At 63.6% G+C, this 26,567-nt stretch carries 28 protein-coding genes; 15 read left to right on the top strand and 13 right to left on the bottom strand.

The window, feature by feature from the left end; all coding sequences use genetic code 11:
- Positions 1 to 68: 68 nt before the first annotated feature.
- From AC1D05_RS01925 to AC1D05_RS01900, 6 genes are all read right to left on the bottom strand, one after another.
- On the bottom strand, positions 69 to 413 hold the full coding sequence (locus AC1D05_RS01925) for a cupin domain-containing protein (protein WP_477437686.1): 345 nt from the start codon (positions 411 to 413) through the stop codon (positions 69 to 71).
- Positions 414 to 419: 6 nt separating this feature from the next.
- On the bottom strand, positions 420 to 1,700 hold the full coding sequence (locus AC1D05_RS01920; RefSeq protein ID WP_475451158.1) for an O-acetylhomoserine aminocarboxypropyltransferase: 1,281 nt from the start codon (positions 1,698 to 1,700) through the stop codon (positions 420 to 422).
- Positions 1,701 to 1,902: 202 nt separating this feature from the next.
- Positions 1,903 to 2,424, bottom strand: a complete 522-nt coding sequence (locus AC1D05_RS01915) for a CoA-binding protein (protein ID WP_477437684.1) — start codon at positions 2,422 to 2,424, stop codon at positions 1,903 to 1,905.
- Positions 2,421 to 3,203 (bottom strand): AAA family ATPase, encoded by a 783-nt coding sequence (locus AC1D05_RS01910; RefSeq protein ID WP_477437682.1) that lies wholly within the window; start codon positions 3,201 to 3,203, stop codon positions 2,421 to 2,423. The genes AC1D05_RS01915 and AC1D05_RS01910 overlap by 4 nt, the downstream gene beginning before the upstream one ends.
- The gene (locus AC1D05_RS01905) at positions 3,203 to 3,625 is read right to left on the bottom strand and encodes a VOC family protein (RefSeq protein WP_477437681.1); all 423 of its coding nucleotides are present in this window, start codon (positions 3,623 to 3,625) and stop codon (positions 3,203 to 3,205) included. The genes AC1D05_RS01910 and AC1D05_RS01905 overlap by 1 nt, the downstream gene beginning before the upstream one ends.
- 2 nt (positions 3,626 to 3,627) lie before the next feature.
- Positions 3,628 to 4,449, bottom strand: a complete 822-nt coding sequence (locus tag AC1D05_RS01900) for an enoyl-CoA hydratase (protein WP_477437679.1) — start codon at positions 4,447 to 4,449, stop codon at positions 3,628 to 3,630.
- 154 nt (positions 4,450 to 4,603) lie between these two features.
- Between AC1D05_RS01900 and AC1D05_RS01895 the strand changes: the two genes are divergently transcribed.
- The 3 genes from AC1D05_RS01895 to rpsI all read left to right on the top strand — a co-directional run bounded on the left by AC1D05_RS01895 (position 4,604) and on the right by rpsI (position 6,232).
- Positions 4,604 to 5,068, top strand: a complete 465-nt coding sequence (locus tag AC1D05_RS01895) for a PaaI family thioesterase (protein ID WP_477437677.1) — start codon at positions 4,604 to 4,606, stop codon at positions 5,066 to 5,068.
- A gap of 215 nt (positions 5,069 to 5,283) precedes the next feature.
- On the top strand, positions 5,284 to 5,748 hold the full coding sequence (rplM, locus tag AC1D05_RS01890) for a 50S ribosomal protein L13 (RefSeq protein WP_010915638.1): 465 nt from the start codon (positions 5,284 to 5,286) through the stop codon (positions 5,746 to 5,748).
- 1 nt (position 5,749) lies between these two features.
- Positions 5,750 to 6,232, top strand: coding sequence for a 30S ribosomal protein S9 (rpsI, locus tag AC1D05_RS01885; RefSeq protein WP_027042360.1), 483 nt, complete (start codon positions 5,750 to 5,752; stop codon positions 6,230 to 6,232).
- 64 nt (positions 6,233 to 6,296) lie between these two features.
- On the opposite strand, the gene AC1D05_RS01880 is transcribed toward rpsI, so the two are convergent.
- From AC1D05_RS01880 to AC1D05_RS01870, 3 genes are all read right to left on the bottom strand, one after another.
- A complete protein-coding gene (locus tag AC1D05_RS01880) occupies positions 6,297 to 7,667 on the bottom strand; it encodes an MFS transporter (RefSeq protein ID WP_477437676.1) in 1,371 nt (456 codons plus the stop codon).
- Between the two features lie 100 nt (positions 7,668 to 7,767).
- On the bottom strand, positions 7,768 to 8,826 hold the full coding sequence (locus tag AC1D05_RS01875; RefSeq protein ID WP_477437674.1) for a glycerophosphodiester phosphodiesterase family protein: 1,059 nt from the start codon (positions 8,824 to 8,826) through the stop codon (positions 7,768 to 7,770).
- Between the two features lie 150 nt (positions 8,827 to 8,976).
- Positions 8,977 to 10,185 (bottom strand): acyltransferase family protein, encoded by a 1,209-nt coding sequence (locus AC1D05_RS01870; protein WP_477437672.1) that lies wholly within the window; start codon positions 10,183 to 10,185, stop codon positions 8,977 to 8,979.
- A 123-nt stretch (positions 10,186 to 10,308) separates the two neighbouring features.
- Here AC1D05_RS01870 and speB point away from each other — a divergent pair, with 123 nt between their 5' ends.
- The 4 genes from speB to AC1D05_RS01850 all read left to right on the top strand — a co-directional run bounded on the left by speB (position 10,309) and on the right by AC1D05_RS01850 (position 13,516).
- Positions 10,309 to 11,316 carry an agmatinase gene (gene speB / locus AC1D05_RS01865; RefSeq protein ID WP_477437670.1) on the top strand — a complete coding sequence of 336 codons (1,008 nt, stop codon included), beginning with the start codon at positions 10,309 to 10,311 and terminating at the stop codon, positions 11,314 to 11,316.
- A 30-nt stretch (positions 11,317 to 11,346) separates the two neighbouring features.
- Entirely contained in the window at positions 11,347 to 12,273 is a 927-nt protein-coding gene (argC, locus tag AC1D05_RS01860; protein WP_477437668.1) for an N-acetyl-gamma-glutamyl-phosphate reductase, read from the top strand.
- Positions 12,273 to 13,112, top strand: a complete 840-nt coding sequence (locus AC1D05_RS01855) for an aminoglycoside phosphotransferase family protein (RefSeq protein ID WP_477437667.1) — start codon at positions 12,273 to 12,275, stop codon at positions 13,110 to 13,112. Before argC ends, AC1D05_RS01855 begins: the two co-directional genes overlap by 1 nt.
- An 80-nt stretch (positions 13,113 to 13,192) precedes the next feature.
- Complete coding sequence (locus AC1D05_RS01850) at positions 13,193 to 13,516, top strand: hypothetical protein (RefSeq protein ID WP_477437665.1); 324 nt, start codon at positions 13,193 to 13,195, stop codon at positions 13,514 to 13,516.
- A gap of 19 nt (positions 13,517 to 13,535) precedes the next feature.
- On the opposite strand, the gene AC1D05_RS01845 is transcribed toward AC1D05_RS01850, so the two are convergent.
- Positions 13,536 to 14,630, bottom strand: a complete 1,095-nt coding sequence (locus AC1D05_RS01845; protein WP_477437663.1) for a COX15/CtaA family protein — start codon at positions 14,628 to 14,630, stop codon at positions 13,536 to 13,538.
- Positions 14,631 to 14,783: 153 nt separating this feature from the next.
- Here AC1D05_RS01845 and AC1D05_RS01840 point away from each other — a divergent pair, with 153 nt between their 5' ends.
- Complete coding sequence (locus tag AC1D05_RS01840; protein ID WP_477437661.1) at positions 14,784 to 14,999, top strand: DUF2842 domain-containing protein; 216 nt, start codon at positions 14,784 to 14,786, stop codon at positions 14,997 to 14,999.
- A gap of 18 nt (positions 15,000 to 15,017) precedes the next feature.
- Here the strand turns inward: AC1D05_RS01840 and AC1D05_RS01835 are convergent, their stop codons facing one another.
- Complete coding sequence (locus AC1D05_RS01835) at positions 15,018 to 16,076, bottom strand: polysaccharide deacetylase family protein (RefSeq protein WP_477437659.1); 1,059 nt, start codon at positions 16,074 to 16,076, stop codon at positions 15,018 to 15,020.
- Between the two features lie 91 nt (positions 16,077 to 16,167).
- Between AC1D05_RS01835 and AC1D05_RS01830 the strand changes: the two genes are divergently transcribed.
- Positions 16,168 to 17,397, top strand: a complete 1,230-nt coding sequence (locus AC1D05_RS01830; RefSeq protein WP_477437658.1) for a GNAT family N-acetyltransferase — start codon at positions 16,168 to 16,170, stop codon at positions 17,395 to 17,397.
- 3 nt (positions 17,398 to 17,400) lie between these two features.
- Here AC1D05_RS01830 and AC1D05_RS01825 read toward each other — a convergent pair whose 3' ends face one another.
- Positions 17,401 to 18,114: a GntR family transcriptional regulator gene (locus tag AC1D05_RS01825; protein WP_477437656.1), complete on the bottom strand. Its 714-nt coding sequence runs from the start codon at positions 18,112 to 18,114 to the stop codon at positions 17,401 to 17,403.
- 262 nt (positions 18,115 to 18,376) lie between these two features.
- Between AC1D05_RS01825 and AC1D05_RS01820 the strand changes: the two genes are divergently transcribed.
- The 6 genes from AC1D05_RS01820 to AC1D05_RS01795 all read left to right on the top strand — a co-directional run bounded on the left by AC1D05_RS01820 (position 18,377) and on the right by AC1D05_RS01795 (position 24,200).
- Positions 18,377 to 19,465, top strand: coding sequence for an ABC transporter ATP-binding protein (locus AC1D05_RS01820; RefSeq protein ID WP_477437654.1), 1,089 nt, complete (start codon positions 18,377 to 18,379; stop codon positions 19,463 to 19,465).
- A 34-nt stretch (positions 19,466 to 19,499) separates the two neighbouring features.
- On the top strand, positions 19,500 to 20,789 hold the full coding sequence (locus tag AC1D05_RS01815) for an ABC transporter substrate-binding protein (RefSeq protein WP_475451175.1): 1,290 nt from the start codon (positions 19,500 to 19,502) through the stop codon (positions 20,787 to 20,789).
- Positions 20,790 to 20,879: 90 nt separating this feature from the next.
- Entirely contained in the window at positions 20,880 to 21,791 is a 912-nt protein-coding gene (locus tag AC1D05_RS01810; protein ID WP_477437653.1) for an ABC transporter permease, read from the top strand.
- 1 nt (position 21,792) lies between these two features.
- The gene (locus AC1D05_RS01805) at positions 21,793 to 22,611 is read left to right on the top strand and encodes an ABC transporter permease (RefSeq protein WP_477437651.1); all 819 of its coding nucleotides are present in this window, start codon (positions 21,793 to 21,795) and stop codon (positions 22,609 to 22,611) included.
- Positions 22,612 to 22,613: 2 nt separating this feature from the next.
- The gene (locus AC1D05_RS01800; protein WP_477438130.1) at positions 22,614 to 23,360 is read left to right on the top strand and encodes an aspartate/glutamate racemase family protein; all 747 of its coding nucleotides are present in this window, start codon (positions 22,614 to 22,616) and stop codon (positions 23,358 to 23,360) included.
- Between the two features lie 3 nt (positions 23,361 to 23,363).
- Positions 23,364 to 24,200 (top strand): GNAT family N-acetyltransferase, encoded by an 837-nt coding sequence (locus tag AC1D05_RS01795; protein WP_477437649.1) that lies wholly within the window; start codon positions 23,364 to 23,366, stop codon positions 24,198 to 24,200.
- A gap of 16 nt (positions 24,201 to 24,216) precedes the next feature.
- Here the strand turns inward: AC1D05_RS01795 and AC1D05_RS01790 are convergent, their stop codons facing one another.
- A complete protein-coding gene (locus AC1D05_RS01790; protein ID WP_477437647.1) occupies positions 24,217 to 26,514 on the bottom strand; it encodes a GumC family protein in 2,298 nt (765 codons plus the stop codon).
- Positions 26,515 to 26,567 lie beyond the last annotated feature (53 nt).

Below are 26,567 nucleotides of genomic sequence, written 5' to 3'. Positions count from 1 at the left end.
GCGCTTTAGGTCATTGTCTTTATGCATGTCGTTCTCCCAAAACCGGGGCCACTTTTGGGCGACATGCATTAAAGCTTGATCACATATTCCTTGCGAGTCGTTTCAAGCACTTCCCAGCTGCCTTTGAAGCCCGGCCTCAGCACGAAACTGTCGCCGGACTGGACAGTGCGCGCTTGCCCACCGTCTTCCGCGATCACCGAAACGCCGGACAGGATGTGGCAGAACTCCCATTCGTCATAGACGATGCGCCATTTGCCGGGGGTCGATTCCCAGGTGCCGGCGTAAAGGCCGCCGTCCCGCTCCTCGACATTCCAGGTGCGAAATTTCGGATCGCCCGAGATCAGGCGATCCGGCGCCGGCGCGCCGGATTCGGGTTCGACGCTCTTGGTGTCGACGGAAAGAAACGCAGTCATCAGCGATCAGACCTTGGCGAGTGCCTGTTCGAGGTCGGCGACGATATCGGTGACGTCCTCGATGCCGATAGAAAGCCGCACAGTGTCCGGGCCGGCGCCGGCCTTGACCTTCTGCTCGTCGGAAAGCTGGCGATGGGTGGTCGAGGCCGGGTGGATGACCAGCGACTTGGTGTCGCCGACATTGGCGAGATGCGAAAACAGTTCCAGCGCCTCGACGAATTTGACGCCGGCCTCGTAGCCGCCCTTGAGGCCAAAAGTGAACACGGCGCCGGCGCCGAGCGGCGAGTATTTCTTCTGCAACGCGTTGTTCTTGTCGCTGGGAAGGCCGGGATAGTTCACCCAGGCGACCTTGGGGTGGTTGGACAGCCAGCCGGCGACGGTGACCGCATTATCGCAGTGGCGCTGCATGCGCAAAGGCAAGGTTTCGAGGCCGGTCAGGATGAGGAAGGCGTTGAACGGCGAGATCGCCGGGCCGAGATCGCGCAGGCCGAGCACGCGCGCGGCGATGGCGAAGGCGAAATTGCCGAAGGTTTCGTGCAGGACGAGGCCGCCATATTCGGGGCGCGGCTCCGACAGCATCGGGTACTTGCCCGACTTCGACCAGTCGAAGGTGCCGCCATCGACAATGACGCCGCCGATCGAATTGCCGTGGCCGCCGATGAACTTGGTCAGCGAATGGACGACGATGTCGGCGCCATGCTCGATCGGCCGGATCAGATAGGGCGAGGCCAGCGTGTTGTCGACGATCAGCGGCAGGCCGTGCTTGCGGGCGATGTCGCCGATCTTCTCGATATCGACAAAGGTGCCGCCCGGATTGGCTAGGCTCTCGATGAAGATCGCCTTGGTCCTGTCGTCGATCTGGCTTTCGAAGGTCGAGATGTCGTTGGTATCGGCCCAGCGGACTTCCCAGCCATAATTCTTGAAGGCGTGGCCGAACTGGTTGATCGAGCCGCCATAAAGTCTGGTCGCAGCGACGAAATTGTCGCCCGGCTGCATCAGATTGTGGAACACGATCACCTGCGCGGCGTGGCCGGATGCGACCGCCAGGGCAGCCGTGCCGCCCTCGAGTGCCGCGACGCGCTCTTCAAGCACCGCCTGGGTCGGGTTCATGATGCGGGTGTAGATGTTGCCGAAGGCCTTCAGGCCGAACAGGGAAGCGGCGTGGTCGGCGTCGTCGAAGACGAAGGAGGTCGTCTGGTAGATCGGCGTGGCGCGTGCGCCGGTGGCCGGATCGGGCTTGGCGCCGGCATGGACGGCGAGCGTGTTGAAACCGGGCGAACGGGTCACTGAAACCTCCCTTTTTGAAGCTCTGGAAATCGCCGGGCATTCTTGGCGAAGCCCGTAGGCGAATGCAAAGAAGAAAATACCTTTTGGTGGACGATCTGCGATGAACGCGCGGGAAACTCAATCGCTTCCCGAAATAATTTTGCGCGGCGGCGGTTGGCTGGACTCTATTCCGAAAAAACGATCCCGATCTTTTCGGATCGCGTCACTTCTGGCGCACGCCAAAACTTTGGAAACCCTGGCGCATCAGCGGCTTCTTCGACGACAGGACGCCGGAATTGACGCCGGTCCAGCCGATTTCGCCGGACAGCTTGCCGTACTCGATCTTGGGACAGCGGTTCATCACCACCTTGATGCCGGCGGCCTCGGCGCGTGCGGCTGCCTCGTCATGGCGCACGCCAAGTTGCATCCAGATGACTTTGGGCAAGGGATCGAGCCGCAACACCTCGTCAACGATGCCCGGCACCGCGGTCGCCGCGCGAAAAATATCGACCATGTCGATCGGCTCCGGAATATCGGCCAGCCTGGCATAGGTCATCCGGCCAAGGATTTCCTTGCCGGCCTGGCCGGGATTGATCGGAATCACCGAAAAGCCCTTGGCCAGCAGATATTTCAGCACGAAAAAGCTCGGCCGTACGTCGTTGGCGGACGCGCCGACCATGGCGATGGTCTTCACCGAATTGAGGATGCCGGCGATGTAGGTGTTGTCGTAGCTATCGTGATTCATGCCTCGTCCTCATACAACGCCTCGGCGAGAAAACCATCCGGGTCATTGCTGAAATCGCGCAACATGCGGAAGTGGTCGGTATCACGAAGGTCTGCGGGCTCGAGCCCGAACCGGCTGATGCGGAACAGTTGCGCGCCGGGACAAGCCATCAGCAGCGGCGAGTGCGTGGCCATGATCACCTGCGCGGTGCCTGACTGGTCCATGCGCCGCAGCATCTTCAGCAATTCGATCTGGCGCGACGGCGACAGCGCGCTTTCCGGTTCGTCGAGAATGTAGATGCCTTGCCTGCGGCAGCGCTCCTCGAAGAAGCGGATGAAGCCTTCGCCATGCGACCAGGACAGGAAATCCGGCGGCGGTGGCTTGAACGGGTCTTCCAGCGCGGCCTGGTCGAGATAACGGGCCACCGAGTAGAAGGATTCGGCGCGAAAGAACCAGCCGGCGGTGACTTTTGGCAACCAGTGGCCACGGAATGTGTTCGCCAATGCGGCACCACTCTTGTCGATGGCGCTGGAATGGTCGACTGGCATGTAGCCTTTGCCCCCGCCGGCCTCGTCATAGCCGGCCAGCGCGCCGATCGCCTCGAGCAAGGTGGATTTGCCGGTACCGTTCTCACCGACGATGATGGTGATCGGCGTGGTGAATTCGAGTTCGAAGTCGCGGCCGCGAAACAGCGGCAGGTTCCAGGGGTATTTTTCCCAGTCGGACACCCGCTCCGGATCGAGCAGGATGCGTTTGAGATAGGGCGCCTTGAGCCGCGTCAGCTGCTTGCGGTAGGCCATCACCCAGGCAACGAAATCGTGCCGTCTTCCGCGATTGGAAAGGCCGGATTGTGCGCCACCTCCCAGACATGGCCGTCGGCATCGGCGAAATAGCCGTACCAGCCGCCCCAGAAGGCGCGGCCGGCCGGCTTGACGATCTTGCCGCCGGCCCTGTCGGCCATGGTAAGCACTTCATCGACTTCTGCGTCGGAGCGGGTGTTGTAGGCGAGATAGACTGCGGAAGGTGCCCTGGCGAAGGCGAGCCCCGCATCCTCCTCGGCACTGGCGCGCGGAAACAGGCCAAGAATGGCGCCGCCCATCTGGAAGAAGGCGACGCCGTCGGTGATGCCGGCATGACGGGTCAGGCCCATCGCCTCGTAGAAGCGCACCGCGCGATCGAGGTCATCCGTCGCGATCGTGATGATGGAGATGCGCGGTTCCACGGTTACTCGTCCGTCCATTCCGGCTTGCGCTTGCCGATGAAGGCGCCGATGCCCTCCTCCGCGTCACGCGCCAGCATGTTCTCGACCATGACGCGGCCGGTATAGGCATAGGCGTCCGCCAGCCCCATTTCAGCCTGCGCGTAAAAGGCTTCCTTGCCGGTCTTCACCACCAAAGATGATTTGGAAGCAATGGTTTGCGCGTATTTGGTGACGATCTGATTCAGGTATTCGCGCGGCACGACCCGGTTGACCAGGCCGAATTCCTTGGCGGTTGCCGCGTCGATCGTCTCGCCGGTCAGGAGCATCTCCATCGCTTGCTTGCGCGAGACATTGCGCGACAGCGCCACCATCGGTGTCGAGCAGAACAGGCCGATGTTGACGCCCGGCGTGCAGAAGGTCGCTTCATGCGAAGCAATCGCCAGATCGCAGCTCGCGACCAGTTGAAGCCCGGCGGCGGTTGCCAGGCCGTCGACTTCGGCAATCACCGGCTTGGGATGGCGCACGATCGCCTGCATCAGCGCGGCGCAAGCGGCAAAGGTCTCTTCGAAGAAGGCCTTGCCGCGATCGGCGTCGGCACGCCGCGCGGTCATTTCCTTGAGATCATGACCGGCGCAGAACACCTTGCCGGCGGCCGACAGAACGATGACACGAACAGCCTTGTCGGCCTTGGCGCGTTCTAGTTCCGCCGTCAGCGCCGCCATGACCGCCAGCGACAAAGCGTTGGCGGGTGGATTGGCGATCGTCAGGCGCAGCACGCCCTTGCCCAGTTGTGCGACAACCGGACCTTCAACTGCAGCAGGCTTGATGGCAAGGATTTCGGCCATGGCTAAGGTCTCCACGATTCCGGTCGGGTTGGCAGACTATCTAATATCGCATCGGGTTTCATCCAACACCCATCGCTTGCGCCAGGAGGATGAAGATGTTGCCAGAAACATCCGGCTGCGCCCATACAGGCTTGCCGCTAAACGAGAGACCGATATGCCCGCCCAGACCAATCTCAAGCCGGTGCTGACCGCAGCGCAAATCAATGCGCTGATGGCGACTGTGTTTCCGCAACTCAACGAGAGTTCCGCCGCCTATGAGGCGATCGACGTGTTTCCCGGCGGCTGCATCGTGCGGCTCAATGCCAATGAGCGGCATCTGCGTCCCGGCGGAACGGTGTCGGGCCCTGCCCTGTTCACGCTGGCCGACATTGGCGGCTATGTCTGCGTGCTCAGCCACGCCGGGCCGGACGCGCTCTCGGTCACCACCAACCTCAATATCAACTTCGTGCGCAAGGCCGAGGCCGGGCCGATCGATGGCCATTGCCGCATCCTGAAGCTGGGAAAGAGCCTGATGGTGTTCGACATCGACATCGTCGCCGGGCCGGACGGACAGACGATCGCGCACGCGACGGGCACCTATTCGATCCCGCCGAAGCGGAACAGCGATGTGGTAAAATAATACCTTTTACCTAGACCATTGTTTTTGCTATTGTTTCTTCGCTGTAGAGCTTTTTGATCGGCTTGACGCGCAGTTCCCCCTCGCCTATAAGCCCTCACGAAGCAGCGGCCCGCAAAGGCCGCCGTTTTGTTATTGGCGGCGAGTAAGTGTCTCATCGCCAATCCAAGCAACAAGAAACGCCTTCCCTTTGAAGGTCAGAACCGAGAGCAGAAAACATGACAACCTTTTCGCAGAAGCCTGCGGATGTGGTGAAGAAGTGGATCCTGATCGACGCCGAAGGTCTCGTCGTTGGTCGTCTCGCCACTGTCATCGCCAATCATCTTCGCGGCAAGCACAAGCCGACCTTCACCCCGCATGTCGACGACGGCGACAATGTCATCGTCATCAATGCCGACAAGGTGGTGTTCACCGGCAAGAAGTTCACCGACAAGGTCTATTACTGGCACACCGGCCACCCCGGCGGCATCAAGGAGCGCACCGCGCGCCAGCTGCTCGAGGGCCGTTTCCCCGAGCGTGTCGTCGAGAAGGCCGTTGAGCGCATGGTCCCGCGTGGCCCGCTCGGCCGTCGCCAGATGAAGAACCTGCGCGTCTATGCAGGGGCCGAGCATCCGCATGTCGCCCAGCAGCCAGAAGTCCTCGACGTGGCCAAGCTGAATTCCAAGAACAAGAAGGTCGCATAAGATGGCTGAGCTTTCCTCGCTCGCAGAACTGGGCGCCGCTACCGGCAACACGAATACCCAGCCGGCAGCCCCCGTCCACGTCCAGAAGCTCGACAAGTCGGGCCGCGCCTATGCCACCGGCAAGCGCAAGAACGCCATTGCGCGCGTCTGGGTGAAGCCGGGCTCCGGCAAGATCGTCGTCAATGACAAGGAATTCGCGACCTATTTCGCGCGTCCGGTCCTGCAGATGATCCTCAACCAGCCGATCATCGCTTCCAACCGTGCAGGCCAGTACGACATCGTCGCCACCGTCGTCGGCGGCGGCCTATCCGGCCAGGCCGGTGCTGTTCGTCACGGCATCTCGAAGGCGCTGACCTACTACGAGCCGGCACTGCGCGCCGTGCTCAAGAAGGGTGGCTTCCTGACCCGCGACAGCCGCGTCGTCGAGCGCAAGAAGTACGGCAAGGCGAAGGCCCGCCGCAGCTTCCAGTTCTCGAAGCGCTAAGCGCTCCGCAGTTTTCGACAATCGAAAAGGCCGCCTCCGGGCGGCCTTTTTGCATTGCGCATCCCTATCCCGCGGAATGGTCGGCATCGCGGATGAACAGGAAGGCGCAAATTGCGGAAACGGCCACACCGAGCGCCGAGGCCAGGAATGCCAGTTGCATGCCCTGGATCGTGCCCAGCGCCAAAGCTGAGCCAAACAGCGCGACGCCAATCGCTCCGCCCGACTGGCGCACGGTGTTGAGCGCGCCCGAGGCAGTCCCCGACATCGCCGTCGGCACGGACGACAACAGCGTCGTGGTCATGGCGGGTACGGCGAGACCGATGCCGATCGGCAGGAACAGCAGCCGCCAAAGCAGCGACAGGTAGGACGTATCGGCCTGGATCAGCGCCATCAGGCCGAAACCGGTAGCACCGAGAAGCAGGCCAATCGCCATCGGCAAGCGTGAGCCATAATTTGCGGCGATTCGTCCGGCCGCGACATTCGACACCGTGACCGCCGCCATGAAGGGCAGGAAGGCGAGCCCGGTCATCTCGGGCGAAAAATGCCTTTCCTTCTGGAAGTAGAGGCTGAGCATGAAGATCGTGCCGTAGAGCGTCAGGTTGACCGCCAGCCCGACGAGGCTCGTCACCGCCGGAATGCGGCTGGCAAACAGCTTGAGCGGAAACATCGGCGCCTTGGTCCGGCTCTCGACCAGCAGGAACAGGATTCCAGCCACCACCGCCAGGATCAATCCGCCAATGACCGGCAAGGAAGTCCAGCCCGACGAACCGGTTTCGATGAAGGCGCCGGTCAGCGAAAACAGCGTCAGCACGACAAGCCCCTGCCCGGCCCAGTCGATCGGCGGCTTCCCGGTCTTGGGCGGCGTTTCCTCTAGAAACCGGTAGGCCATCCAGATGGCGAGAGCGCCGATGGGCAGGTTGACCAGAAAAATGCTGGCCCAGCCAAGCGACGCGACCATGAAGCCGCCGAGCACCGGCCCGGCCGAAAGCGCGATGCCGCCCGCCGCCGTCCACAGGCCGACGGCGCGCGCCCGGCGCGGCTTGTCCGAGGCATAGGCGCGGTTGAGCAGCGCCAGCGAACACGGCATCAGCAAGGCGGCGCCCGCGCCTTGCACGGCACGCGCCGCGATCAGCACCCAAGGGCTCTGCGCCAGGCCGCAGACCAGCGAAGCGATGCTGAACAATGCCATGCCGCCGACAAACACACGGCGGGCGCCGATCCTGTCGCCGAGCGCACCGCCGGCAAGCAGCAGCGAGGCAAAGGCCAGCGTGTAGGCATCGACGACCCATTGCAGGCCGCCTATGCCCATCGACAGCGCCGCGCCGATCCTGTTCAGCGCGACATTGACGATGGAGACATCGAGCTGCACCACGACGAAACCGAAACTGGTCGCGGCGACGGTGGCGGCATAGGCGGCGCGGGGCTTGAAAACCATGGTGTCGGGCATGCCCTGGGATAACGGGTTTTCACTGTCACCGTTCCGTCAGTAGAGGTCAGCCTGCGACAACTAGGCCGGGACGCCGATCACGGGCAAATCAATTGATGCTGGCGGTCGCGGCGGGCTCAACGCGTTCGCCCGTCCCGGCATAGGGCACGCGATAGCCGTTGGCCGCCAGCCAGTCGATTGCCGCCTTCGGTTCGTCGGTCTGGATGATGGTGGCGCCGCGATCGGCCCAGAAACCCCAGGCTTCGCGCGGCAGGCTGGCCTGCACCGCCAGTTCGTCGCCACGGCCGCCGGCGAGGAAACCGCCCGGCTTGTTGACGATGGCGTAGGTGTCGGCCCAGATGTGCCAGTTTCCCCGCACCGCTGCCGCGCGCATGCGCGTGCTGAACAGCGGTCCGCCGGTTGCGGTCAGGGTTTCGGCGCCCGCCCGCCAGTTGATCAGTTCGATGGCGCGTGGCGAGAAAGCGTGATCGACCGTTTCGGCGAAACCGGCATCATGCACCGCGTCATCGGCGATGATCGGCATGAACTGGACACCGCCGCCGATCGCGGCCATGGCTGATTTGACCGTGTTGACCCGATTCTGGTTCCACAGGTTCTCCTTGACGATGACCTGGTCGGCCATGCCGAGATCGCGCGCCACCGCGATCATGCCCGGGAGGTCGCCGACTTCGAGCTTGTTGTCGAGATTGATGAGGATCCGGTCCCTGGTCGCCAGCAGCATCTCGCGCAGCGTCGAGACCCTCTCGTCGGTGACGGTGCGCGTGCCCTCGACCACCAGCCGGCATGTCCTGAGTTCGGCCAGCGTGTATTTGATGACCTCGCCCTTGCAGGTCGTGGTGCGGTCGAGCCAGCTGTCATGCATGACGACGAGCTCGCCGTCCTTGGAACGCCTGATATCGACCTCGACAATCTCGGCGCCCATGGCGATCGAGCCTTCCACGGCAGCGAGCGAATTTTCCGCGTAAAGTGTCTTGCCGGCCTGCATGCTGCCGGCCCGATGCGCGGCCACCATGACATGGTCGCGCCACTGGTTGGCATGTTCGAAGCGGTCAAGGATCTGCCTGGCGCGGCTTTCGCCGGCCAGGGCCTGACCGGAGGCAACCGCGAATGCCGTGGAAAGCAGAAGGCTCAGCCAGATTGTCCGCATCGAGAATCGCTCCTTGCCGGATCGAAGCCGGGATAGGCGATGTCCGTGACAGGGAGGTGAACGAAGCCGGCTAGCGGCCTTCTTGTTTGAGCATGATCTTTTCCGAAAACCGGCTTCCACTTTTCGGGATCATGCTCGCGATATCCCGCGTCAGATGCGTTTCGAGAACCTGCGGAACCACGCCATCGCAGGCATTTCGACCAGGCGCCAGGTGATCCAGGACGCGGCGATGGTGGCGACGAGCATGACGACGATTGCTACCGTTCCGGCCAAGCCGGTGCCGAAGCCGGTCGCCGGCGCGCCGCGCAGCACGATGTCGCCGACGATGCCAAGGCCGAGCTTGTGCTCGACCAGCCCCGCAATGTTGATCAGGCGCGCCTGGACGAAGAGGTGGACCATGTAGATCGAATAGGACAGCGCGCCGAGCGTCAGCATGAACGGAAGCTTGAGCAAGGCGGAAATCCAGCCGCCCTCATGGGCGAACAGAAACAACGCCAGCGCAAACACCAGGGGAGCGGCGACGCCGAAATCATTGCTGCCCGCCAGCGAGACGAAAAGCACGATCACCGCCACCATGACGATTTCGGCAAGGGTCCAGCTCAGCCGCGGACCGTTCCTGACAAGGATCTGTCGCGCCCCTGCAATGGAATCATGCTGAAACCAGGCCAGCAGGGCGCCGAGCGAGAAGCCGTAGAGGCAGCGAATGAAGCCGAAATCGTAGGATACATCCATATGATGCGTGGAGAAGCCGAGCAGGAACAGCGGCGCGGTGACGGCGGCGGCAACGAACCATATCCAGGCACGCGCGCCGGCGATGAAGACCACGCCGGCAAACAGGAGATAGGCGAAGAACTCCGCCGAAATGCTCCAGCTTGGCGCATTCCAGGTCAGATGATCCTCGAAGCCCATCCCTTGCAGCAGCAGCAGATTGGCCAGCAGACTCCTAGGGTCGAAACCGCCGGTGAAAGGGGCGGCGCCGGTGCCATGCAGTTGCGGCAGCATCAGCCGCAGCAGCTCGAAACCGGCAAAGGCGGCAAGCATGAGCAAATGCAGCGGGTAGATTCGGCCAAAACGCACCAAAGCGAAGCGAGCGACCTGGACCGGCTGGCTCAGCCGACTGCCGTAGCTGCTGGCGATAACGAAACCGGAAAGGACGAAGAAGAAGTCGACGAAAAGGTAGGACGAACCAATGAAGGCGCTCTGCGAGATCCCAGAAGCGGTCGGGAAATGAAACAGCGCCACCAGCAGCGCGCAGATGCCGCGCCACGAATCGAGAACCTGGAAGCGCTCGCCGGCTATCGTACCGGCATGGGTCGACACCATGGCATCGGACGGATTAAGAAACGCGGCCTGCGTCATGATGGTACAAATCCTGTCTTGCCGTGGCACCCGGGCGGCGCCGTTTCGTCTCCCCAAGCTGTGACTGGCATCTTCCATGCCGGTTCTGTAGTTGTTGCACCCCGATGAAAACGAGGACCAGTAATGGCGACCAAGAACATCGACCATGCCTTCACCGCTCGCTCCAAAACGGGCGGCGCCCTTGAGCCGACCTATTCCGGCGCGCTGTCGTTCATGCGGCGCAAATACACCAAGGACGTGAGGGGCGCGGACGCGGTGGTGTGGGGCATTCCCTTCGACGCCGCCGTCACCAACCGGCCCGGCGCCCGTTTCGGGCCGCAGGCTATACGCCGCGCCTCGGCGATCCTCGACAATGACCCGCAGTACCCGTTCTCGCGCGATCTGTTCGAGCACCTTGCGGTGATCGATTATGGCGATTGCCTGCTCGACTCGGGCAACCACCAGAAGACGCCCGGCACGATCGAGCGGGAAGCGGCCAAGATCCTGAAATCAGGCGCTTTCCTTTTGACGCTCGGCGGCGACCATTTCGTCACCTGGCCGCTGCTCAAGGCGCATGCCGCCATCCACGGACCGCTCGCTTTGGTGCAGTTCGACGCGCATCAGGACACATGGGAAGATGACGGCAAGCGCATCGACCACGGATCCTTCGTCGGCCGCGCGGTCAAGGAAGGCATCATCGACCCCGACCGGTCGATCCAGATCGGCATCCGGACGCACGCGCCCGACACGTTCGGCATCAAGATCCTCTACGGTCACGAAATCGAGGAGATGCGCGCGTCCGACATCGCCTACGCCATCGTCGACCGCACCGGCGGCAAGAAGACGTACCTGACCTTCGACATCGATTGCCTCGACCCGGCCTATGCGCCCGGAACCGGCACGCCGGTGGCCGGCGGGCCGTCGTCGGCGAAGATCCTGTCGACGCTGCGCCAGCTCAATCAGGTCGATATTGTCGGCGCCGATGTCGTGGAGGTTGCGCCGGCCTATGATCACGCCGATATAACGGCGATCGCCGGCTCGATGGTGGCCATGCAGTATCTCGGCCTGCTGGCGGAGCGAAAGGCACGGCAGCTAGAGATGAACAACGGCAATCACAATGGCGCCGCTGTGAATCACGGTCACGGCATATAGTGTTGAAATATCAGGGAATTTGATCAGGTCATGAAACCGAAAATCTTCATCGACGGTGAGCACGGCACCACCGGCCTGCAGATCCGGGCGCTGCTTGCCGAGCGTGGCGACCTGGAGATCATTTCCATTCCGACCGAGCGTCGCAAGGAAACGGCGGCGCGCGCCGAATTCCTCAACGCCGCCGATGTCGCGATCCTGTGCCTGCCGGACGATGCGGCGAAGGAAAGTGTGTCGCTGATCGCCAACGACACCACCAAGGTCATCGACGCGTCGACCGCGCATCGCGTCGCCGAAGGCTGGGCCTATGGCTTCGCCGAGATGGACAAGGAGCAGGCGAAGGCAATCGCCACCGCCAAGCGCGTCGCCAATCCCGGCTGCTGGCCGCAGGGACCGATCGCCACCCTCAGGCCCCTGGTCACTGCGGGCCTGCTGCCGGCCGATTTCCCGATCACCGTCAACGGCATTTCGGGCTATTCGGGCGGCGGCCGGCCTATGATCGAGGATTACGTCGCCAAGGGCGAGGACGCCTCGGAGTTCCTGCCCTATGGCCTCACCCTGCAGCACAAGCATGTGCCGGAGCTGCGGGCCTATGCGAAGCTGTCGCATGATCCGATCATGCAGCCGGCGGTCGGCAATTTCGCCCAGGGCATGATCACCGTGGTGCCGCTGCAGCTCGGCGGCCTCGACCATGTGCCGACGGGTGTGGAGCTTCATGCCGCCATTGCCGACCATTTCGCCGCCATCAAGGGTGGCGTGGTCGAGGTGGCGCCCTATGCGCATCTGGAGCGCATGCCGGACATCGATCCCGAGATCTACAACGGCACCAACCGCATGAAGGTCTATGTCTTTGCCAACGACAAACGCGCGCAGGCGCTGCTGCTGGCGGTCTACGACAATCTCGGCAAGGGTGCCTCGGGTGCCGCCGTCCAGAACATGGACCTGATGCTCGGCCTCTGATGGACGCACCGGCCTTCCCGGCGCGCTGGAAAATCAGCGCGCCCGAACTCATTGCCGAGACCTTTTCAAGCCGCATCTGGAAGGTTGTTCGCGAGGATGGCTCGCCGGCCGTCGTCAAGGCGCTCAAGCCTTTCGACGATATCGCCGATGAGTTGCGTGGCGAACATTTTCTCGCCTGGCGGCGCGGCGAAGGCGCGGTGCGCCTGCTTGGCCGCGACGGGCACTCGATGCTGCTCGAATATGCCGGCGACACCCTGCTTTCGCAGGTTCTCGATGAACAGGGCGACAACGGCGCGACCGCAATCGCGGCGGAGGTGATGGCGCAACTGTTTTCGCCTGGGAAAGGCCCCTTCCCGCCCGAGCTTCAGCCGCTCAGGGAGCGTTTTTCGAGCCTGTTCAAGAAGGCGAAAGCCGACCGGGACGCCAGCGAAGACAGCCTGTATGTCGAAGCCGCCGCCATCGCCGAGCGGCTGCTGTCCAACCCGCATGACGTTAGGCCATTGCATGGCGATCTCCACGACGACAACATCCTGCACGGCGTGCGCGGCTGGCTGGTGATCGACCCGAAGGGCGTGCTCGGCGATCCCGGCTTCGATGCCGCCAACATGTTCTACAACCCGCTCGATCGCGATGCGCTTTGCCTCGATCCGCTGCGGATCGCGCACATGGCCGAAGTCTTTGCGAGCACGCTGGGGCAATCACCGGCAGCGATACTGGACCATGCCATCGCCTATGGCTGTCTGTCCGCAGCCTGGCACCACGAGGACGACAATGCGGTCGAGGAGAACCGCGAATTGTCGATCGCCAAGGCGATCCGGACGGTGCGGGCAGATTTCTGACCTCAGGGAACAACGTGGTAGTCGATTGTTCACCATGATCGGCTACAGACCATGTCCTGGCTCCCACCCAAGGATTTGTCATGGTCAGCGCGATTTCGGGCTCCTCCTCCGCAATCCAGTACTCCTCGTCCAGCTCCTCGAGCAATGCAGCCCAGGAGGCCGCGCTCGAAAAGCAGATCCAGGACCTGGAAGACCAGGCCAAGGCGATCACCGATGAGGTCAAGGCCGCCCAGGTGCGGCAGGACATCGCCGTTGCCCAGGCCAAGCTTGACGCGCTCAGAGCCGCCGACGCCGACGAGGCAGCGAAAGCCGCTCAGCGCCAGTCAACGCCATCCGCAGCCGCCGTGCGCCAGGCGGAATTCGACGGCGAGAAAACCACGCAGTCCAACGAATTCTGGATGTGACGGGCCGATTGGCTCGAGATCAGTTCCTGACCGCGATCTGGTGCGGCAAGGGGTAAGCCCCCTTGGTACCGCGCCAATGAGCGGCGGCGAAGCCCAGTACGATCAGTGCGAACCCCTGATGGGTCAGCGCCATGTGCAGCGGCACATGCATCAGCAGCGTGCCGATGCCGATAGAGGCCTGCACCAGCACCAGCACAAACAATAGCGTCGCGCGGCGGGCATGGGTTGAGCCGGGCAGCCGCCGACCCGTGGCGATCATGTGCCAGAGCGCGACGGCGAAGACCGTATAGGCGCCGAGCCGATGGACGAACTGCACCGTCTTCGGGCTTTCGAAGAAGTTGCGCCATGCCGGCTCGAGGATCAGCAGATCGCCCGGGATGATCTTGCCGTCCATCAGCGGCCAGGTGTTGTAGCTCAGACCGGCGTCGAGCCCGGCAACCAGACCGCCAAGATAGATCTGGATCAGCGCCAGAAGCACGATGACGCCGGCCAGGCGCTGCGTCGAACGATCGGCCGCGGGCTCGGAGTGCGGCGCCAAGCCACGCGCGACGACCATGGTGGCGGTGAAGATCAGCGCCGCCAGCGTCAGGTGCGTCGCCAGCCGGTACTGGCTGACGGCAACCCGGTCGACCAGGCCGGAGGCCACCATCCACCAACCGATAGCGCCCTGCAGGCCACCGAGAAGCAGAATGCCGACCAGCTTTGGCCCAAGGCCGCGCTCGATGCGGCGTGTCGCCCAGAAGACCAGCAGCGGCAAGGCGAAGACCAGGCCGACGCTGCGCGCCAGCAGACGGTGCGCCCATTCCCACCAGAAGATCGACTTGAACGCCTCGATGCCCATGCCCTTGTTGAGCTCGGTGTATTGCGGGATCTGCTGATAGCGCTGGAATTCCTCTTGCCACTCGGCGTCGTTGAGCGGAGGGATGACACCATGGATCGGCTGCCATTCGGTGATGGAAAGACCGGACTCGGTGAGCCGCGTGGCGCCACCGACCAAAACCAGCGCAAACAGCACCAGGAGCACGACGTAAAGCCAGCCACGCACCAGCGCGCGGTTGTGCAGGTCGCGGTCGCGGGCAGCGTATGGTGCAGCGGCGGCTGAGATGGCAGCCATGATCTTGTCCCGTCCGATTGAATGTCGCGGATTGGTGAACCATCGCACCGGCACTGGCAAGACTGTGCAGCGCGGCACGCCGTCGCGCCTGATGCGGCGGGTTGCACGTGTCCCGCGTTCGGCCTAAGCGATAGTGATCAACGAGACCATACCATGCCCATTCGCCTGAAAAAGCTGATCGGAATGTTCCTGCTGGTGGCCCTGGTCATCGTCTACGCGCTGGTCGCATCCATCTTCGCCGTCGCGCGGCTTTCGGAATCGGGCGCGCTGGTCCAATTCCTGTTCTTCCTGTTCAGCGGCCTGCTCTGGGTGCTGCCGGCGATGGGCATCATCAAATGGCTGATGCTGGAGCCGCGGGTGAAGCGCTAAGCTCTGCCGGGCAACTCGTCAGATGGTGACGAGCATCTTGCCGGCATTGGCGAGCGGCGTCGTTACTCCCGACAGCATGGTGCGGATGTGGGCGAGGTTCTGGTAGCGGCCATTGATCGAAATGCGCGGCAAGGCCTGCAGGAAGCCGGCATGTTCGGCGCGCAGCACGCCATGACGGGTGGTCACGGCGGAGGTATAGCCGGCGTCACGGACAAAGCCGACTTCGCGGCAGCCGACGGCGCTTGCATAGCCATAGGGATAGGCGAAATGGTGCGGCTCCCTGCCAAGTTCGGCCCGCAACATGTCCCTTACAGCTGCGATCTCGTGGCGCGCATCGGCCTCGGAAAGCCGCTTCAGATTGCTGTGGTTGATCGTATGGGCGCCGATCGTCACCAGCGGATGAGCGGCGACGGTGCGGATCTCATCCCAGTTCATCAGGGTCCGCAGCCGCGAGGCGTCCGCGTCGACGCCGTTTGAAGCAGCCAGATCGCGTAGCACGGTCCGCAAATCTTCCTCGCGAACCTCGGTGGTGAGGTAGGCATGCAGCCTGGCTATCGCCTGATTTTTCCTGGCGGGGGTCGCGCAATCGATCACCGTTGGACCGGTCGGGGTCGCCAGGGTCAGGCGGTCGCACGCATTGACGATGTCCTCGGCCACGTCCCACCACAGATCGGCGGTGCCGTCGATCAGGCCGGGCGCGACATAGATGGTGATCGGCGCGCCGTGCTTTTCCAGCACCGGCAGGGCCTCTGTCATGTTGTCTCGATAGGCATCGTCGGCGGTGATGGTGGCGAAGCGGCCGCCCTTGCCGCCTGCCTTGATGCGCTCCACGGCCTCGTCCATCGAGACGAAGGCATAGCCGTCCGCCTTCATGCCGGCGATCACCGCGTCGAGGAAACTGGGCGCGATGTTGAGGTGACGGTTGACGCTGTTTGGCTTCTCTGGTGTCGCCGTCACACGGTGCAGCATCAGGATGGCGCCGATGCCGCCGACAAACGGCCTGGCCAGCGGTGCGAGGCCGGTATAGCGCGCGACATTGAGCGCCAGCTTCCGGATTGCCTCCCCACCGTCGATCATTCATTCACCTTTTGCGCCTAGGCTGATCCAAGCACGGAACACGCCTGAGCGCTCCCCCAAATCGGGATCAATACGCCTTAAGGATTGAGGTATGGTTGACGCAATGGCGTCATTTGACGGCAATCGGCTCGCGGCCACCGAGGCTTCGCCGCGCGCCCTGCCGAAGGATGCAGCGCAGCTGTCGGTTTCCGTTGCCGCGGCCGAAGGGCTCACGGCCTATGCGGGGTTTTGCCGCTCGGCGCTCTACGCGCCGGCGCAGGGCGAGACATGGATCCTGAACTGGGCCGGTGAGTTCAAACCCGATCTGCTCGTCGCAACGCTCTCTCCCGAAGGCAAGCCGGTCTTCGCACTGGCGCTGGAGGTCGTAAGCCAGGGACCGTTCCGGGTTGCCCGTTTCATGGGCGGCCGCCACGCCAACGGCAATTTCGCAGCGGCCGACCCGCAATGGTTGGCCAGGGCTGACATCACGGCCATCCGCTCGATGTTTGCGGCCATCGCCAGAGCCCGCCCCGACATCGATCTCATCGCGCTGGAACGATTGCTGCCCGATTTCGACGGCATCGCCAATCCGCTCGCATCGCTTGACCATTTCGCCAGCCCCAATCTTTCGCTGGCCGTCGACCTTGCGGGTGGCTTCGATGCGTTGCTGCTGCGCGCCAGCGGCAAGCGCAAACGCAAGAAGCATCGTTCGCAGACGCGTAAATTCGAGGTCGTCGGCAGCCACCGGCGCATCGAGGCGCAAACACCGGACGAGGTGGACAGGTTGCTCGACGCCTTCTTCGAGATGAAGGAGAACCGGTTTCGCAAGATGGGCATCGCCAACGTCTTCGGCGACGATCGGACACGCGCCTTCTTCCGAGGGCTGTTCACGCAGGCCCTGGCCGAGGACACGCCCTCTTTCGTGCTGCACGGGCTGGAGGTTGCCGGCAAGCTGCGCGCCGTCACCGGATCGAGCCGTTCGGGCAAGCGCCTGATCTGCGAGTTCGGCGCGATTGCCGAGGACGATCTCGCGCACAGCAGTCCCGGCGATTTCCTGTTCTTCGACAACATCCAGGAAGCCTGCGAGACGGGTTTTGCGGTCTATGATTTCTCCGTCGGCGACGAGCCCTACAAACGGCAGTGGTGCGATATCGAAACCCGGCATTGCGAGGTGCTGGTGCCGCTGACGCTGAAGGGCCGCGCGCTGGCGCAGACGCTTCGCCAGGGCGCGCGGCTGAAGGCCTTCGTTAAGAACAGCCCGACGATCTGGAAGCTGACCAAGATGCTACGCCGCAAGGCAGCCGGGCAGGCTGCACCCACTACCGGCGAGGACGACAGCTAACTTTCAGAAATTCAGAGCTTCCCTGAGCGCCGGGCCGGCCCTGACGCGCAGGTCGAGATCGGCCTCGATGTGATCTATGTGGTGCAGCATCAAGCGGCTTGCCCGCTCGCAATCGCTGTTTTCCAGCGCGCCGACAATTTCCGTGTGCTCGCTGTGCCCGCAGGCTGACACGCCGGACCGTCCGTAAAGCGCAATGACCAGCGAAGAGCGCGCGACCAGCTCCTCCATGAAGCGTTGCAGGATGGCATTGCCGGCGACAGAGGCCAGCAGCAGATGGAAATCGCCGGACGCCTTGATTTCGGAACGCCGCGCGGTCGGACCGCGCTCAGCGATGAAGCGGCCCTCCTCGTCGAGTTGCGCCCTGAAGGCGACGATGTCGGCTGATGTGACGCGCCCGCAGGCGGCAATGGCAATGCCGGGTTCGATCAACCGGCGCGAGGCGAAGACCTGGCGGGCCTCCTCGGGTGACGGGTTGGCGACGAAAGCGCCGCGGTTGCGCTCGGTGCGCACCAGGCCTTCGAAGGACAGCATCTGCAAGGCCGCGCGGGCGACAGTCCGCGACACATCGAACAGCGTGCCGACCTCGCCTTCCGACAGCTTGGTGCCCGGCGCCAGCCGGCGGTCGACGATGGCGTCGCGCAGATTGTCGCGGATCGCCTGAGCGCGATCCTGATTGGCGCTGTCGGTGGCGGAATAGATCTGATCGGCGATATTCATGGCGATGATGTCCTGCCCCCTTCTAACGCGACTCGTCCTCCCCGCACGAGAGGCAAAGTGGACACAACGTCAAAAAAGATTGCATACGATTCTTGTGCAGATCGCGCACAATCGCCCATAATTTGTGCAATGCACAAGACGGCCCGATGCATAGGCAACAGGCGAGAATCCTGATTCTTCTGACAAATCAATCGGTTGGACCAACACATCCCATTTGGCACGCATGATGCATTGGTTAATGCGACCAAACGGGGAAGCCTGAATGTCCAAAGCCGCCGAGATCGACATCGTGTCCGTTTCGAAAGTCTATGGAACGACGACCGCCGTCGAGGACATCAGCCTGAAGATACCAGCGGGGACTTATTGCTGCCTGCTCGGTCCCTCCGGCTGCGGCAAGACCTCGACGCTGCGCATGATCGCCGGCCACGAAAGCATCTCGTCCGGCGACGTCCGGCTCGGTAACACCGTCGTCACCGACCTGCCGCCGGCCAAGCGCGGCACGGCGATGATGTTCCAGTCCTATGCGCTGTTCCCGCATCTCGACCTCATCGACAATGTCGCCTTCAGCCTGAAGATGAAGGGCGTCGACAAGGAAAAACGCCGGGCCAAAGCGCTCGACATGCTGAAGCTGATGCAGATGGAGGCCTATGCGACGCGCCGGCCCGCGCAGCTTTCCGGCGGCCAGCAGCAGCGCGTAGCGCTCGCCCGCGCCCTGATCACCGATCCCGAGGCGCTGCTGCTCGACGAGCCGCTGTCGGCACTCGACCCGTTCCTGAAGATCCGCATGCGCGCCGAGCTGAAGAAATTGCAGACGTCGCTCGGCATCACCTTCGTCCACGTCACCCACAGCCAGGAGGAGGCCATGGCCTTGGCGGACCTGATCGTGGTGATGAATGACGGCCGCATCGAACAGGCGGCACCGCCGCGCGACGTGTTCGAACGGCCGGCCACCGCCTTCGTCGCGCGCTTCATGGGCGACCACAATGTCATCTCCGGCAGGGTCACCGGCGGGCGCGACGGCATGGTCGTCTTCGACGTCAATGGCGGCGGCTCGCTCGCCGCCTGTGGGCAAGGCCAGGAGGTGGGAGCGCCGATCGACATCGCCATCCGCACCGACCATGTGCGCATCGGCGACGCGCCCTCGCCCGGCCTCGGCTTCACCGGCATCATCTCCAACATCGAATATCGCGGCGCCACGGTGAAACTCTCGGTGACCGGCGCCGGCATCGACGACTTCACCGTCATCGTCGACGATTCCGATTTCTTCGCCAGACCCGTCGCCATCGGCGACGCCGTACCGCTCGCCTGGGATCCGCAAGACGCGATCGTCCTCGGCCGCCTCAATTCATGACTCCAACCAAGCAAAACAAGACAGGGGAATAGACATGACAGACACCATACAAACCAAGACTGGCATTTCGCGCCGCTCGCTGCTCAAGACGGGTGCGGCCGCAGTCGGCCTTGCCGCCGGCTCGGGCGTCATCACCGGCTTCCCGACCATCTGGGCGCAGTCCAACATCACGCTGCGCCAGTTCGGCACCGGCGTGTCGAACCTCAACGCCATTGCCGACAAGTGCAAGGCCGACCTCGGCATCACGCTGGAGATGACGGCGACCGATTCCGACGCCGCCGCCCAGCGCGCCGTGACCCAGCCCGATAGCTACGACATCGCCGACATCGAATACTGGATCTGCAAGAAGGTGTTCCCCACCGGCGTGCTGCAGCCGATGGATGTCAGCAAGCTGAAATATTACGACGAGCTGGTGCCGCTGTTCAAAACCGGCAAGCTGACCCCTGACAGCGTGATCGCCCAGGGCACCGCCCCGCATACCGTCGGCTTCGTCGAGGCGCAGGATTCCAAGACCTTCGCCAAGGCGCCGACCAACTGGTTCACCATGGTGCCGACCATCTACAACGCCGACACGCTCGGCATCCGCCCCGACCTCGTCGGCCGCGACATCACAACCTGGGCCGACATCATGGATCCGGCCTTCAAGGGCAAGACCGCCATCCTCAACATCCCTTCGATCGGCATCATGGATGCGGCCATGATCATGGAAGCCACCGGCAACATCAAATATGCCGACAAGGGCAACATGACCAAGGACGAGATCGACAAGACGATCGACTTCCTGATCAAGGCCAAGCAGGCCGGCCAGTTCCGCGCCTTCTGGAAGTCCTTCGACGAGAGCGTCAATCTGATGGCGTCGGGCGAAGTCGTCATCCAGTCCATGTGGTCGCCGGCCGTCGCCGCCGTGCGCTCCAAGGGCATTGCCTGCCGCTTCCAGCCGCTCAAGGAGGGCTACCGCTCGTGGGGCGGCGGCCTCGGCCTTGCCGCCCACCTCAAAGGCGCCGAACTCGACGCGGCCTATGAATACATCAACTGGTACACGTCGGGCTGGGTCGGCGGCTACCTCAACCGCCAAGGCTACTACTCGGCCAACATGGTCTCGGCCAAGAAGTTCATGACCGAGGACGAGTGGGGCTACTGGATCGAGGGCAAGCCGGCCAAGGGCGAGATCAAGGCGCCGGACGGCACGGTCATGGAAAAGGCCGGCGCCGTGCGCGATGGCGGCTCCTTCGAGGAGCGCATGGGCAAGGTCGCCTGCTGGAACTCGGTGATGGACGAGGACCGCTACATGGTGAAGCGCTGGAACGAGTTCATCGCGGCGTAAGGGAACAAGCGCCCCTCCTCTACCCCTTCTCCCCTTGCAGGGAGAAGGGGTAACGCGGCTCCGCCCGCATCGCCAAAACCGAGAGCCTTGATGACAGTCGCGCTCGAACGCCCCGCTATCGCCGCCAGCCCCACTAGGCGGCGCCGCCGCTTCTCCATCGGCGCCGTCACGCCCTACCTGCAGTCAGCTCCACTGGCGCTGATCCTCGGCGCGTTCCTGCTTTTGCCCATCATCATGATCGTCGTCGTGTCCTTCTGGGACTACGACTTCGCCGCCATGTATCCGGACTTCCTGACCACCAACTATTCCGATGTGCTGGGCTCCTGGGTCACCTGGAAAACCTATCTCAACACCATCAAATTCGCGGCCATCGTCTGGGCGCTGACCTTGTTCATCGGCTTCTGGGTAGCCTATTTCCTCGCCTTTCACATCCGCACCACGGCCATGCAGATGGTGCTGTTCCTGGTCTGCACCGTGCCGTTCCTGACCTCCAACATCATCCGCATGATCTCGTGGATCCCGGTGCTCGGCCGCAACGGGCTGATCAACTCGACGCTGGTGCATATGGGTCTGGTGCCAAAGCCCATCGAATGGCTACTCTATTCCGAATTCGCGGTCGTGCTGGCCATGGTGCATCTTTACACGCTGTTCATGGTGACGCCGATCTTCAACACGCTGATGCGCATCGACCGCTCGCTGGTCGAGGCCGCGCGCGATGCCGGCGCCTCCGGCTGGCAGGTGCTGTGGAACGTCATCATCCCACTGGCCAAGCCCGGCATGGCGATCGGCACCATCTTCGTCGTCACGCTGGTAATGGCCGATTTCTCCACCGTGCAGGTGATGTCGGGCGGCCAGAGTGCGTCGGTGGCGCTGATGATGAAGAACCAGATGTCGCTGCTGCAATATCCGGCCGCCGCCGCCAACGCCGTGGTGCTTTTGGTACTGGTGCTCTTGATGGTCGCCGGCATCCTGCGCATCGTCGATATCCGCAGGGAGCTTTGACGTGAGCCACGAAAAACGCACCCTCGAATTCTACGTGCTCGCCGCCTTCTTCGCGCTGTTCGTGCTGTTCCTCTACGGTCCGCTGTCGGCGATCCTGATCCTCTCCTTCCAGGGTGAGACCGGCGGCCTCACCTTCCCGCTCAACGGCGTGTCGCTGCACTGGTTCGCCAATCTGTTCGAGCGCCAGGCGGTCGGCGATTTCGGCGGCAGCTTCAAGCGTTCGCTGGTGCTGGGCCTGATGGTGATGATCGTCACGGTTATCGTGTCGCTGCTCGCCGGCCTCGCCTTCCGGCAGAAGTTTCGCGGCGCCACAGCGCTGTTCTATCTGGCGGTCGCCAGTCTCGTCGTGCCCTCCATCATCATTTCGCTGGGCATCGGCGTCGTCTTCCAGCAGGTCGGCTTGCGCCCAGCCTGGTATACGTCGGCCTTCGGCGCGCATCTGACCTGGACCTTGCCGTTCGGCGTGCTGATCATGTTCGCCGTCTTCAACCGCTTCTCGCCGGCTTATGAGGAGGCCGCGCGCGATCTCGGCGCCTCGTCCTGGCAGACCTTCGCCCATGTCGTGCTGCCGATGATCGCGCCGAGCCTGATCGGCGTCGGCCTGTTCGGCTTCACGCTGTCCTATGACGAGTTTGCCCGCACGCTGATGACATCTGGAACCTTCAACACGCTGCCGCTGGAAATCTACGGTATGACCACGAACGTCACGACGCCGGTGCTCTATGCGCTGGGCACGGTGACCACCGTGTTCTCCTTCCTGGTGATCCTGGCGACGCTGGGCGCCATCCTCTATGTCGGCCGCCGCCGGGCGAGAGCGTGATCGTGCAGATCCTTGTGGTGAACCCCAACACGACAGCGAGCATGACCGAGACGATCGCGGCGGCCGCGCGCGCGGTCGCCGGCGCCCGGACCGAAATCGTCGCCGTCACCTCGTCCACGGGACCGGCCTCAATCGAGGGCTATTATGACGAGGCTCTGGCGGTGCCCGGCCTGCTGATGGAGATCGTCGCCGGCGAACGCCGCGGCGTTCAGGCCGCCATCATCGCCTGCTTCGACGACACCGGGCTGGACGCCGCGCGCGCCATGGCCGCCATTCCCGTCATCGGCATCTGCGAGGCAGCACTCAGCATGGCTTCCTTCATCGCCCAGCGCTTCACCGTCGTCACCACCACCGAACGCTCGCGCGTGCCTGTGGAGGGGTTGGTGCAACGCTACGGCATGACTGGACGGGCGCGTGTGCGGGCCGCCGACATTCCGGTGCTGGCACTCGAGGATCCGACATCGGGAGCGGTTGGCAAGCTGCGCGACGAGATCGCCCGTGCTGTCGAGGAGGATCGCGCCGAGGCCATCGTGCTTGGCTGCGCCGGCATGGCCGACCTTGCCCACCAGTTGCAGGCGGATTTCGGACTGCCCGTCATCGACGGTGTCGGCGCCGCGATCAAGCAGGCCGAAGCGCTGATTGCGCTGGGCTTGTCGACATCGAAGCGCGGTGCCTATGCCAGCCCGCTGGCCAAGCCCTATCTTGGTATGCTGAAATCATTCTCGCCCGGAGCTGTCGCGGCGGAGTAAGCCATGAAACCGATCATCCGCACGCTGTCGCTGGGGGAATTGGCCGACCTCATCGACTGGGCGGCTGACGAGGGCTGGAACCCCGGCCTTGAAGATGCGGCGAGGTTCCAGGCAGCGGATCCGGAGGGTTTCATCGGTGCCTTTGTCGGCAACGACATGGTCGCCGCGATCTCAGCGGTGGCCTATGGGCGCGATTTTGGTTTCATCGGCCTCTACATCTGCCGTCCGGACATGCGCGGCAAGGGCTATGGCAAGGCAGTGTGGACCGCGGGCATGGACAGGCTGGCCGGGCGTACCGTCGGCCTCGACGGCGTCGAGGAGCAGCAAGCCAACTACCGAAGCAAGGGGTTCAGGCCGGTCTACGAGACCATCCGCTACAGCGGACGTCCCGCAGCGCTGCCCGCCGGCGCCGAGCGGCCTCGTATCGTGACCGCGCAGTCAGTGCCCGACATCATCGGGTATGACGCGCTTTGCTTTCAGGCGCCCCGGAGCTCTTTCTTGCGGCAATGGCTGCAGCCGCCTCACCGTGCCCTGGCGGCGATCACATCACGGGGAATGGCCGGCTATGCGGTGGCGCGATCCTGCCGAAGCGGCTTCAAGGTCGGACCGCTCTTTGCCGACGACGCGCAGACAGCACTCGAATTGCTCGGGGCGCTGGCGAGCGCGTGTGAAGGCGGTGACCTGAACATCGACGTTCCCGCGACCCAGGTGGATTTCATCGCGGCGCTCGAGGCAGCAGGCTTCTCACCGACCTTCAGCACCACCCGAATGTACCAAGGCACGCCGCCGAAGCTCGATCCCGACAGGATATTCGGCGTGACGACGCTGGAGCTGGGATAGGCCGGGTCCGCCGCTTTCAGGCGGCGGAGCGCCGGCCCGGTGTGCCCGGCGGTTCGTGGCCAAGAGGGGTCACCAGTGTCAGGTCGGGGTAGCCGCTCTCGATCAGCTTGACCGCGGCCTCCGTCACCTCGTCGTCCGGTTCGAGCATAGACAGGAACACTTCGGTGGCCTCACCGCCCAGGCGGCTGATGCCTTGCGCATCGGCCGGTCCGCATTCGACCACCACCAGGTCATAGGCGGTGGTCAGCGACTGCATGATGATGGGCAGCCGGTCGGCGGCGCGCATGGCGCGGACCGGATCGGCGGTGCCGACGGGAATGACGTGGCAGTCGGAATAGAGATCGGCATGGATCACGTCGCTGAACTGCGCCTGCGAAGCGAGCAGGTCGGTTATGCCCGGGAAAAGCCCGCTGTCCAGCATTGGCCGCGAAGCGGCGCCCGAGGCGGTGAGGTCGAGCAGCAGGACGCGCAGGCCGGCGTCGGATACCTCGCGCGCCACCAGGATCGCCGATGCGGCCGCCTCGTCGCCTTCGGGCGACACGAATATGGCGCGGGCTGCCCCGCTGGCGATCAGCTTTTCCGCGGCCTTCTCGATGTCGATCTCGCCAAGCACCGAGCGTGGCCGCTGGACCTCTACGACAGGCTCCGGCTCGGCGACCGATTCGGCTTCCGCGACAGGCTCAGCCTTGGCCACAGCTTCGGCAGCGGCAACAGGCTGCGGCTGCGCCAGCAGCTCCGATTCCGTGACCGGTTCAGTGACCGCTTCTGGCCAAGGCGTCTCGGCGGCATGACTGGCGAATTCGCTGGCGACAGCCGGCTCCAGGCGTGCATATGGCTCCAGAGGAGCGGCCGGCTCCTGGCGGGCAGTGGCAGGCATCGCCACCTCGTCGATCGGCGCGAAACGGGTGCCCGTGGCCGGGCGCATGGCGCGGCCCGAGAACAGTTCCTTGAGCAGCGTGTATACCGCGGCCAGCAGAAGCGAAGCCGCCGCGGCCGCACCAACAATCGGCCCAACCTTGGGGAAATATGGCTCGGAGGGCACCGAAGCGGGTGAGGAGACACGGGCGTCGACCGGCACGTAGTTGCGGTCCTGGCGCGAAGCTGCCTCGCGGTAGTTGGTCAGATAGAGTTCGAGCTGCTGGCGCTTGGCGGCGGCATCGCGCTGCAGTGCGTCGAGACCGACCTGCTCGTTGCCGGCCTGCGCCGATGCTGCCTTCAGTTGATTGACGTCGGAGATGAGCTGGCTTTCACGCGCCTTGGCGGCATCGGCCTGCATCAGCAGGCCCTTCATGATCTTCTGGGCCTCGTTGCGAATTTGTGCATCGAGATCGGCCAGTTGTGATTTCGCGGCGCGAACGCGCGGATGATTGTCGAGCATCGTCGTCGACAGATCGGCGATGTTGGCGCGCAACTCGGCCTGCCGCTCCCGCAAACGCTGGATCAGGTCGGACGACAGCACTTCCGGCAGTGAGTCGAGCGAACCGCCATTCTGCAGCGCCTCGCGCACGCTGTCGGCGGTGCCTTCGGCCGCGGCGCGATTGGCGCGCACCCGCGACAATTCGGTCGACAGCTCGGCCAGCTGCTGCGTGGCCAGAACCGCATTGTTGCCGCCCATCAGCAGGTCGGACTGGCCGCGGTAGGCGGCGACCTTGGCCTCGGCATCCCTGACCTGCTTCGACAGGTCGGCAATCTCGGGCGCCAGAAAGTCCGCGGCGGCGGTGTTCGATTCGCTCTTGGCCGCGCCCTGCCCGGCAATATAGGCAGCGGCGATGGCATCAGGGATGGAAGCCGCGAACTTGGGATCCTCTGAGGAGAATTCGATCGCGATGATGCGGGTCTTTTCAACGCCGAAGACGTTGAGCTTTTCGCGCATCTTCTTCAGGACACGCTCGTCGAGAGGAATATCCGTCGGGTCGTTCTTAAGCCCAAGCAGGACCAGCACGCGGCTCAGGTATGACATGTTGAGCGCTTCGTCGAACTCAGGCAGTCGCGACAGGCCAAGTTTCTGTGCCACCTGCTTGAGGATTTCGTTGGACGAAATGATCTGAACCTGGGTGGCGACGCCTTGCTCGTCGAGGATCGGCTTGTCGCCGTCATTGTTGCTGCCGGCCGGACGGGTGTAGACGGATTCACGCGGGGCGATTTCGATCTGCGTCTGGGCCTTGTAATGCTTGGTCGCGAATAATGCGAAGGCAAACGCCAGGCCCGTCACCACCAGGACGAAGAGCACTATGCGCAGCCAGTTCCTCGCCAGGCTGGCGAAGAGCTGCCTGAGGTCAACGTCGACATCTGCGGCCGCGGACTGAACGGACATGCATCCCTACTCCGAAACTGGGTCAGGATGCACCGTAAACAACTATGGTAACT

This window comes from Mesorhizobium sp. P2_E9, assembly GCF_056403815.1.
Note: the sequence above shows the minus strand (reverse complement) of the source record. Positions and strands in the feature narration are given on the sequence as shown.

Bases quoted from the DNA above. Each gene is read 5' to 3' on its own strand.
- AC1D05_RS01925 (WP_477437686.1), bottom strand. From the start codon at position 413: ATGACTGCGTTTCTTTCCGTCGACACCAAGAGCGTCGAACCCGAATCC.
- AC1D05_RS01915 (WP_477437684.1), bottom strand. From the start codon at position 2,424: ATGAATCACGATAGCTACGACAACACCTACATCGCCGGCATCCTCAAT.
- AC1D05_RS01910 (WP_477437682.1), bottom strand. From the start codon at position 3,203: ATGGCCTACCGCAAGCAGCTGACGCGGCTCAAGGCGCCCTATCTCAAA.
- AC1D05_RS01900 (WP_477437679.1), bottom strand. From the start codon at position 4,449: ATGGCCGAAATCCTTGCCATCAAGCCTGCTGCAGTTGAAGGTCCGGTT.
- AC1D05_RS01895 (WP_477437677.1), top strand. From the start codon at position 4,604: ATGCCCGCCCAGACCAATCTCAAGCCGGTGCTGACCGCAGCGCAAATC.
- rplM (WP_010915638.1), top strand. From the start codon at position 5,284: ATGACAACCTTTTCGCAGAAGCCTGCGGATGTGGTGAAGAAGTGGATC.
- rpsI (WP_027042360.1), top strand. From the start codon at position 5,750: ATGGCTGAGCTTTCCTCGCTCGCAGAACTGGGCGCCGCTACCGGCAAC.
- AC1D05_RS01880 (WP_477437676.1), bottom strand. From the start codon at position 7,667: ATGGTTTTCAAGCCCCGCGCCGCCTATGCCGCCACCGTCGCCGCGACC.
- AC1D05_RS01875 (WP_477437674.1), bottom strand. From the start codon at position 8,826: ATGCGGACAATCTGGCTGAGCCTTCTGCTTTCCACGGCATTCGCGGTT.
- AC1D05_RS01870 (WP_477437672.1), bottom strand. From the start codon at position 10,185: ATGACGCAGGCCGCGTTTCTTAATCCGTCCGATGCCATGGTGTCGACC.
- speB (WP_477437670.1), top strand. From the start codon at position 10,309: ATGGCGACCAAGAACATCGACCATGCCTTCACCGCTCGCTCCAAAACG.
- argC (WP_477437668.1), top strand. From the start codon at position 11,347: ATGAAACCGAAAATCTTCATCGACGGTGAGCACGGCACCACCGGCCTG.
- AC1D05_RS01855 (WP_477437667.1), top strand. From the start codon at position 12,273: ATGGACGCACCGGCCTTCCCGGCGCGCTGGAAAATCAGCGCGCCCGAA.
- AC1D05_RS01850 (WP_477437665.1), top strand. From the start codon at position 13,193: ATGGTCAGCGCGATTTCGGGCTCCTCCTCCGCAATCCAGTACTCCTCG.
- AC1D05_RS01845 (WP_477437663.1), bottom strand. From the start codon at position 14,630: ATGGCTGCCATCTCAGCCGCCGCTGCACCATACGCTGCCCGCGACCGC.
- AC1D05_RS01840 (WP_477437661.1), top strand. From the start codon at position 14,784: ATGCCCATTCGCCTGAAAAAGCTGATCGGAATGTTCCTGCTGGTGGCC.
- AC1D05_RS01835 (WP_477437659.1), bottom strand. From the start codon at position 16,076: ATGATCGACGGTGGGGAGGCAATCCGGAAGCTGGCGCTCAATGTCGCG.
- AC1D05_RS01830 (WP_477437658.1), top strand. From the start codon at position 16,168: ATGGTTGACGCAATGGCGTCATTTGACGGCAATCGGCTCGCGGCCACC.
- AC1D05_RS01825 (WP_477437656.1), bottom strand. From the start codon at position 18,114: ATGAATATCGCCGATCAGATCTATTCCGCCACCGACAGCGCCAATCAG.
- AC1D05_RS01820 (WP_477437654.1), top strand. From the start codon at position 18,377: ATGTCCAAAGCCGCCGAGATCGACATCGTGTCCGTTTCGAAAGTCTAT.
- AC1D05_RS01815 (WP_475451175.1), top strand. From the start codon at position 19,500: ATGACAGACACCATACAAACCAAGACTGGCATTTCGCGCCGCTCGCTG.
- AC1D05_RS01810 (WP_477437653.1), top strand. From the start codon at position 20,880: ATGACAGTCGCGCTCGAACGCCCCGCTATCGCCGCCAGCCCCACTAGG.
- AC1D05_RS01795 (WP_477437649.1), top strand. From the start codon at position 23,364: ATGAAACCGATCATCCGCACGCTGTCGCTGGGGGAATTGGCCGACCTC.
- AC1D05_RS01790 (WP_477437647.1), bottom strand. From the start codon at position 26,514: ATGTCCGTTCAGTCCGCGGCCGCAGATGTCGACGTTGACCTCAGGCAG.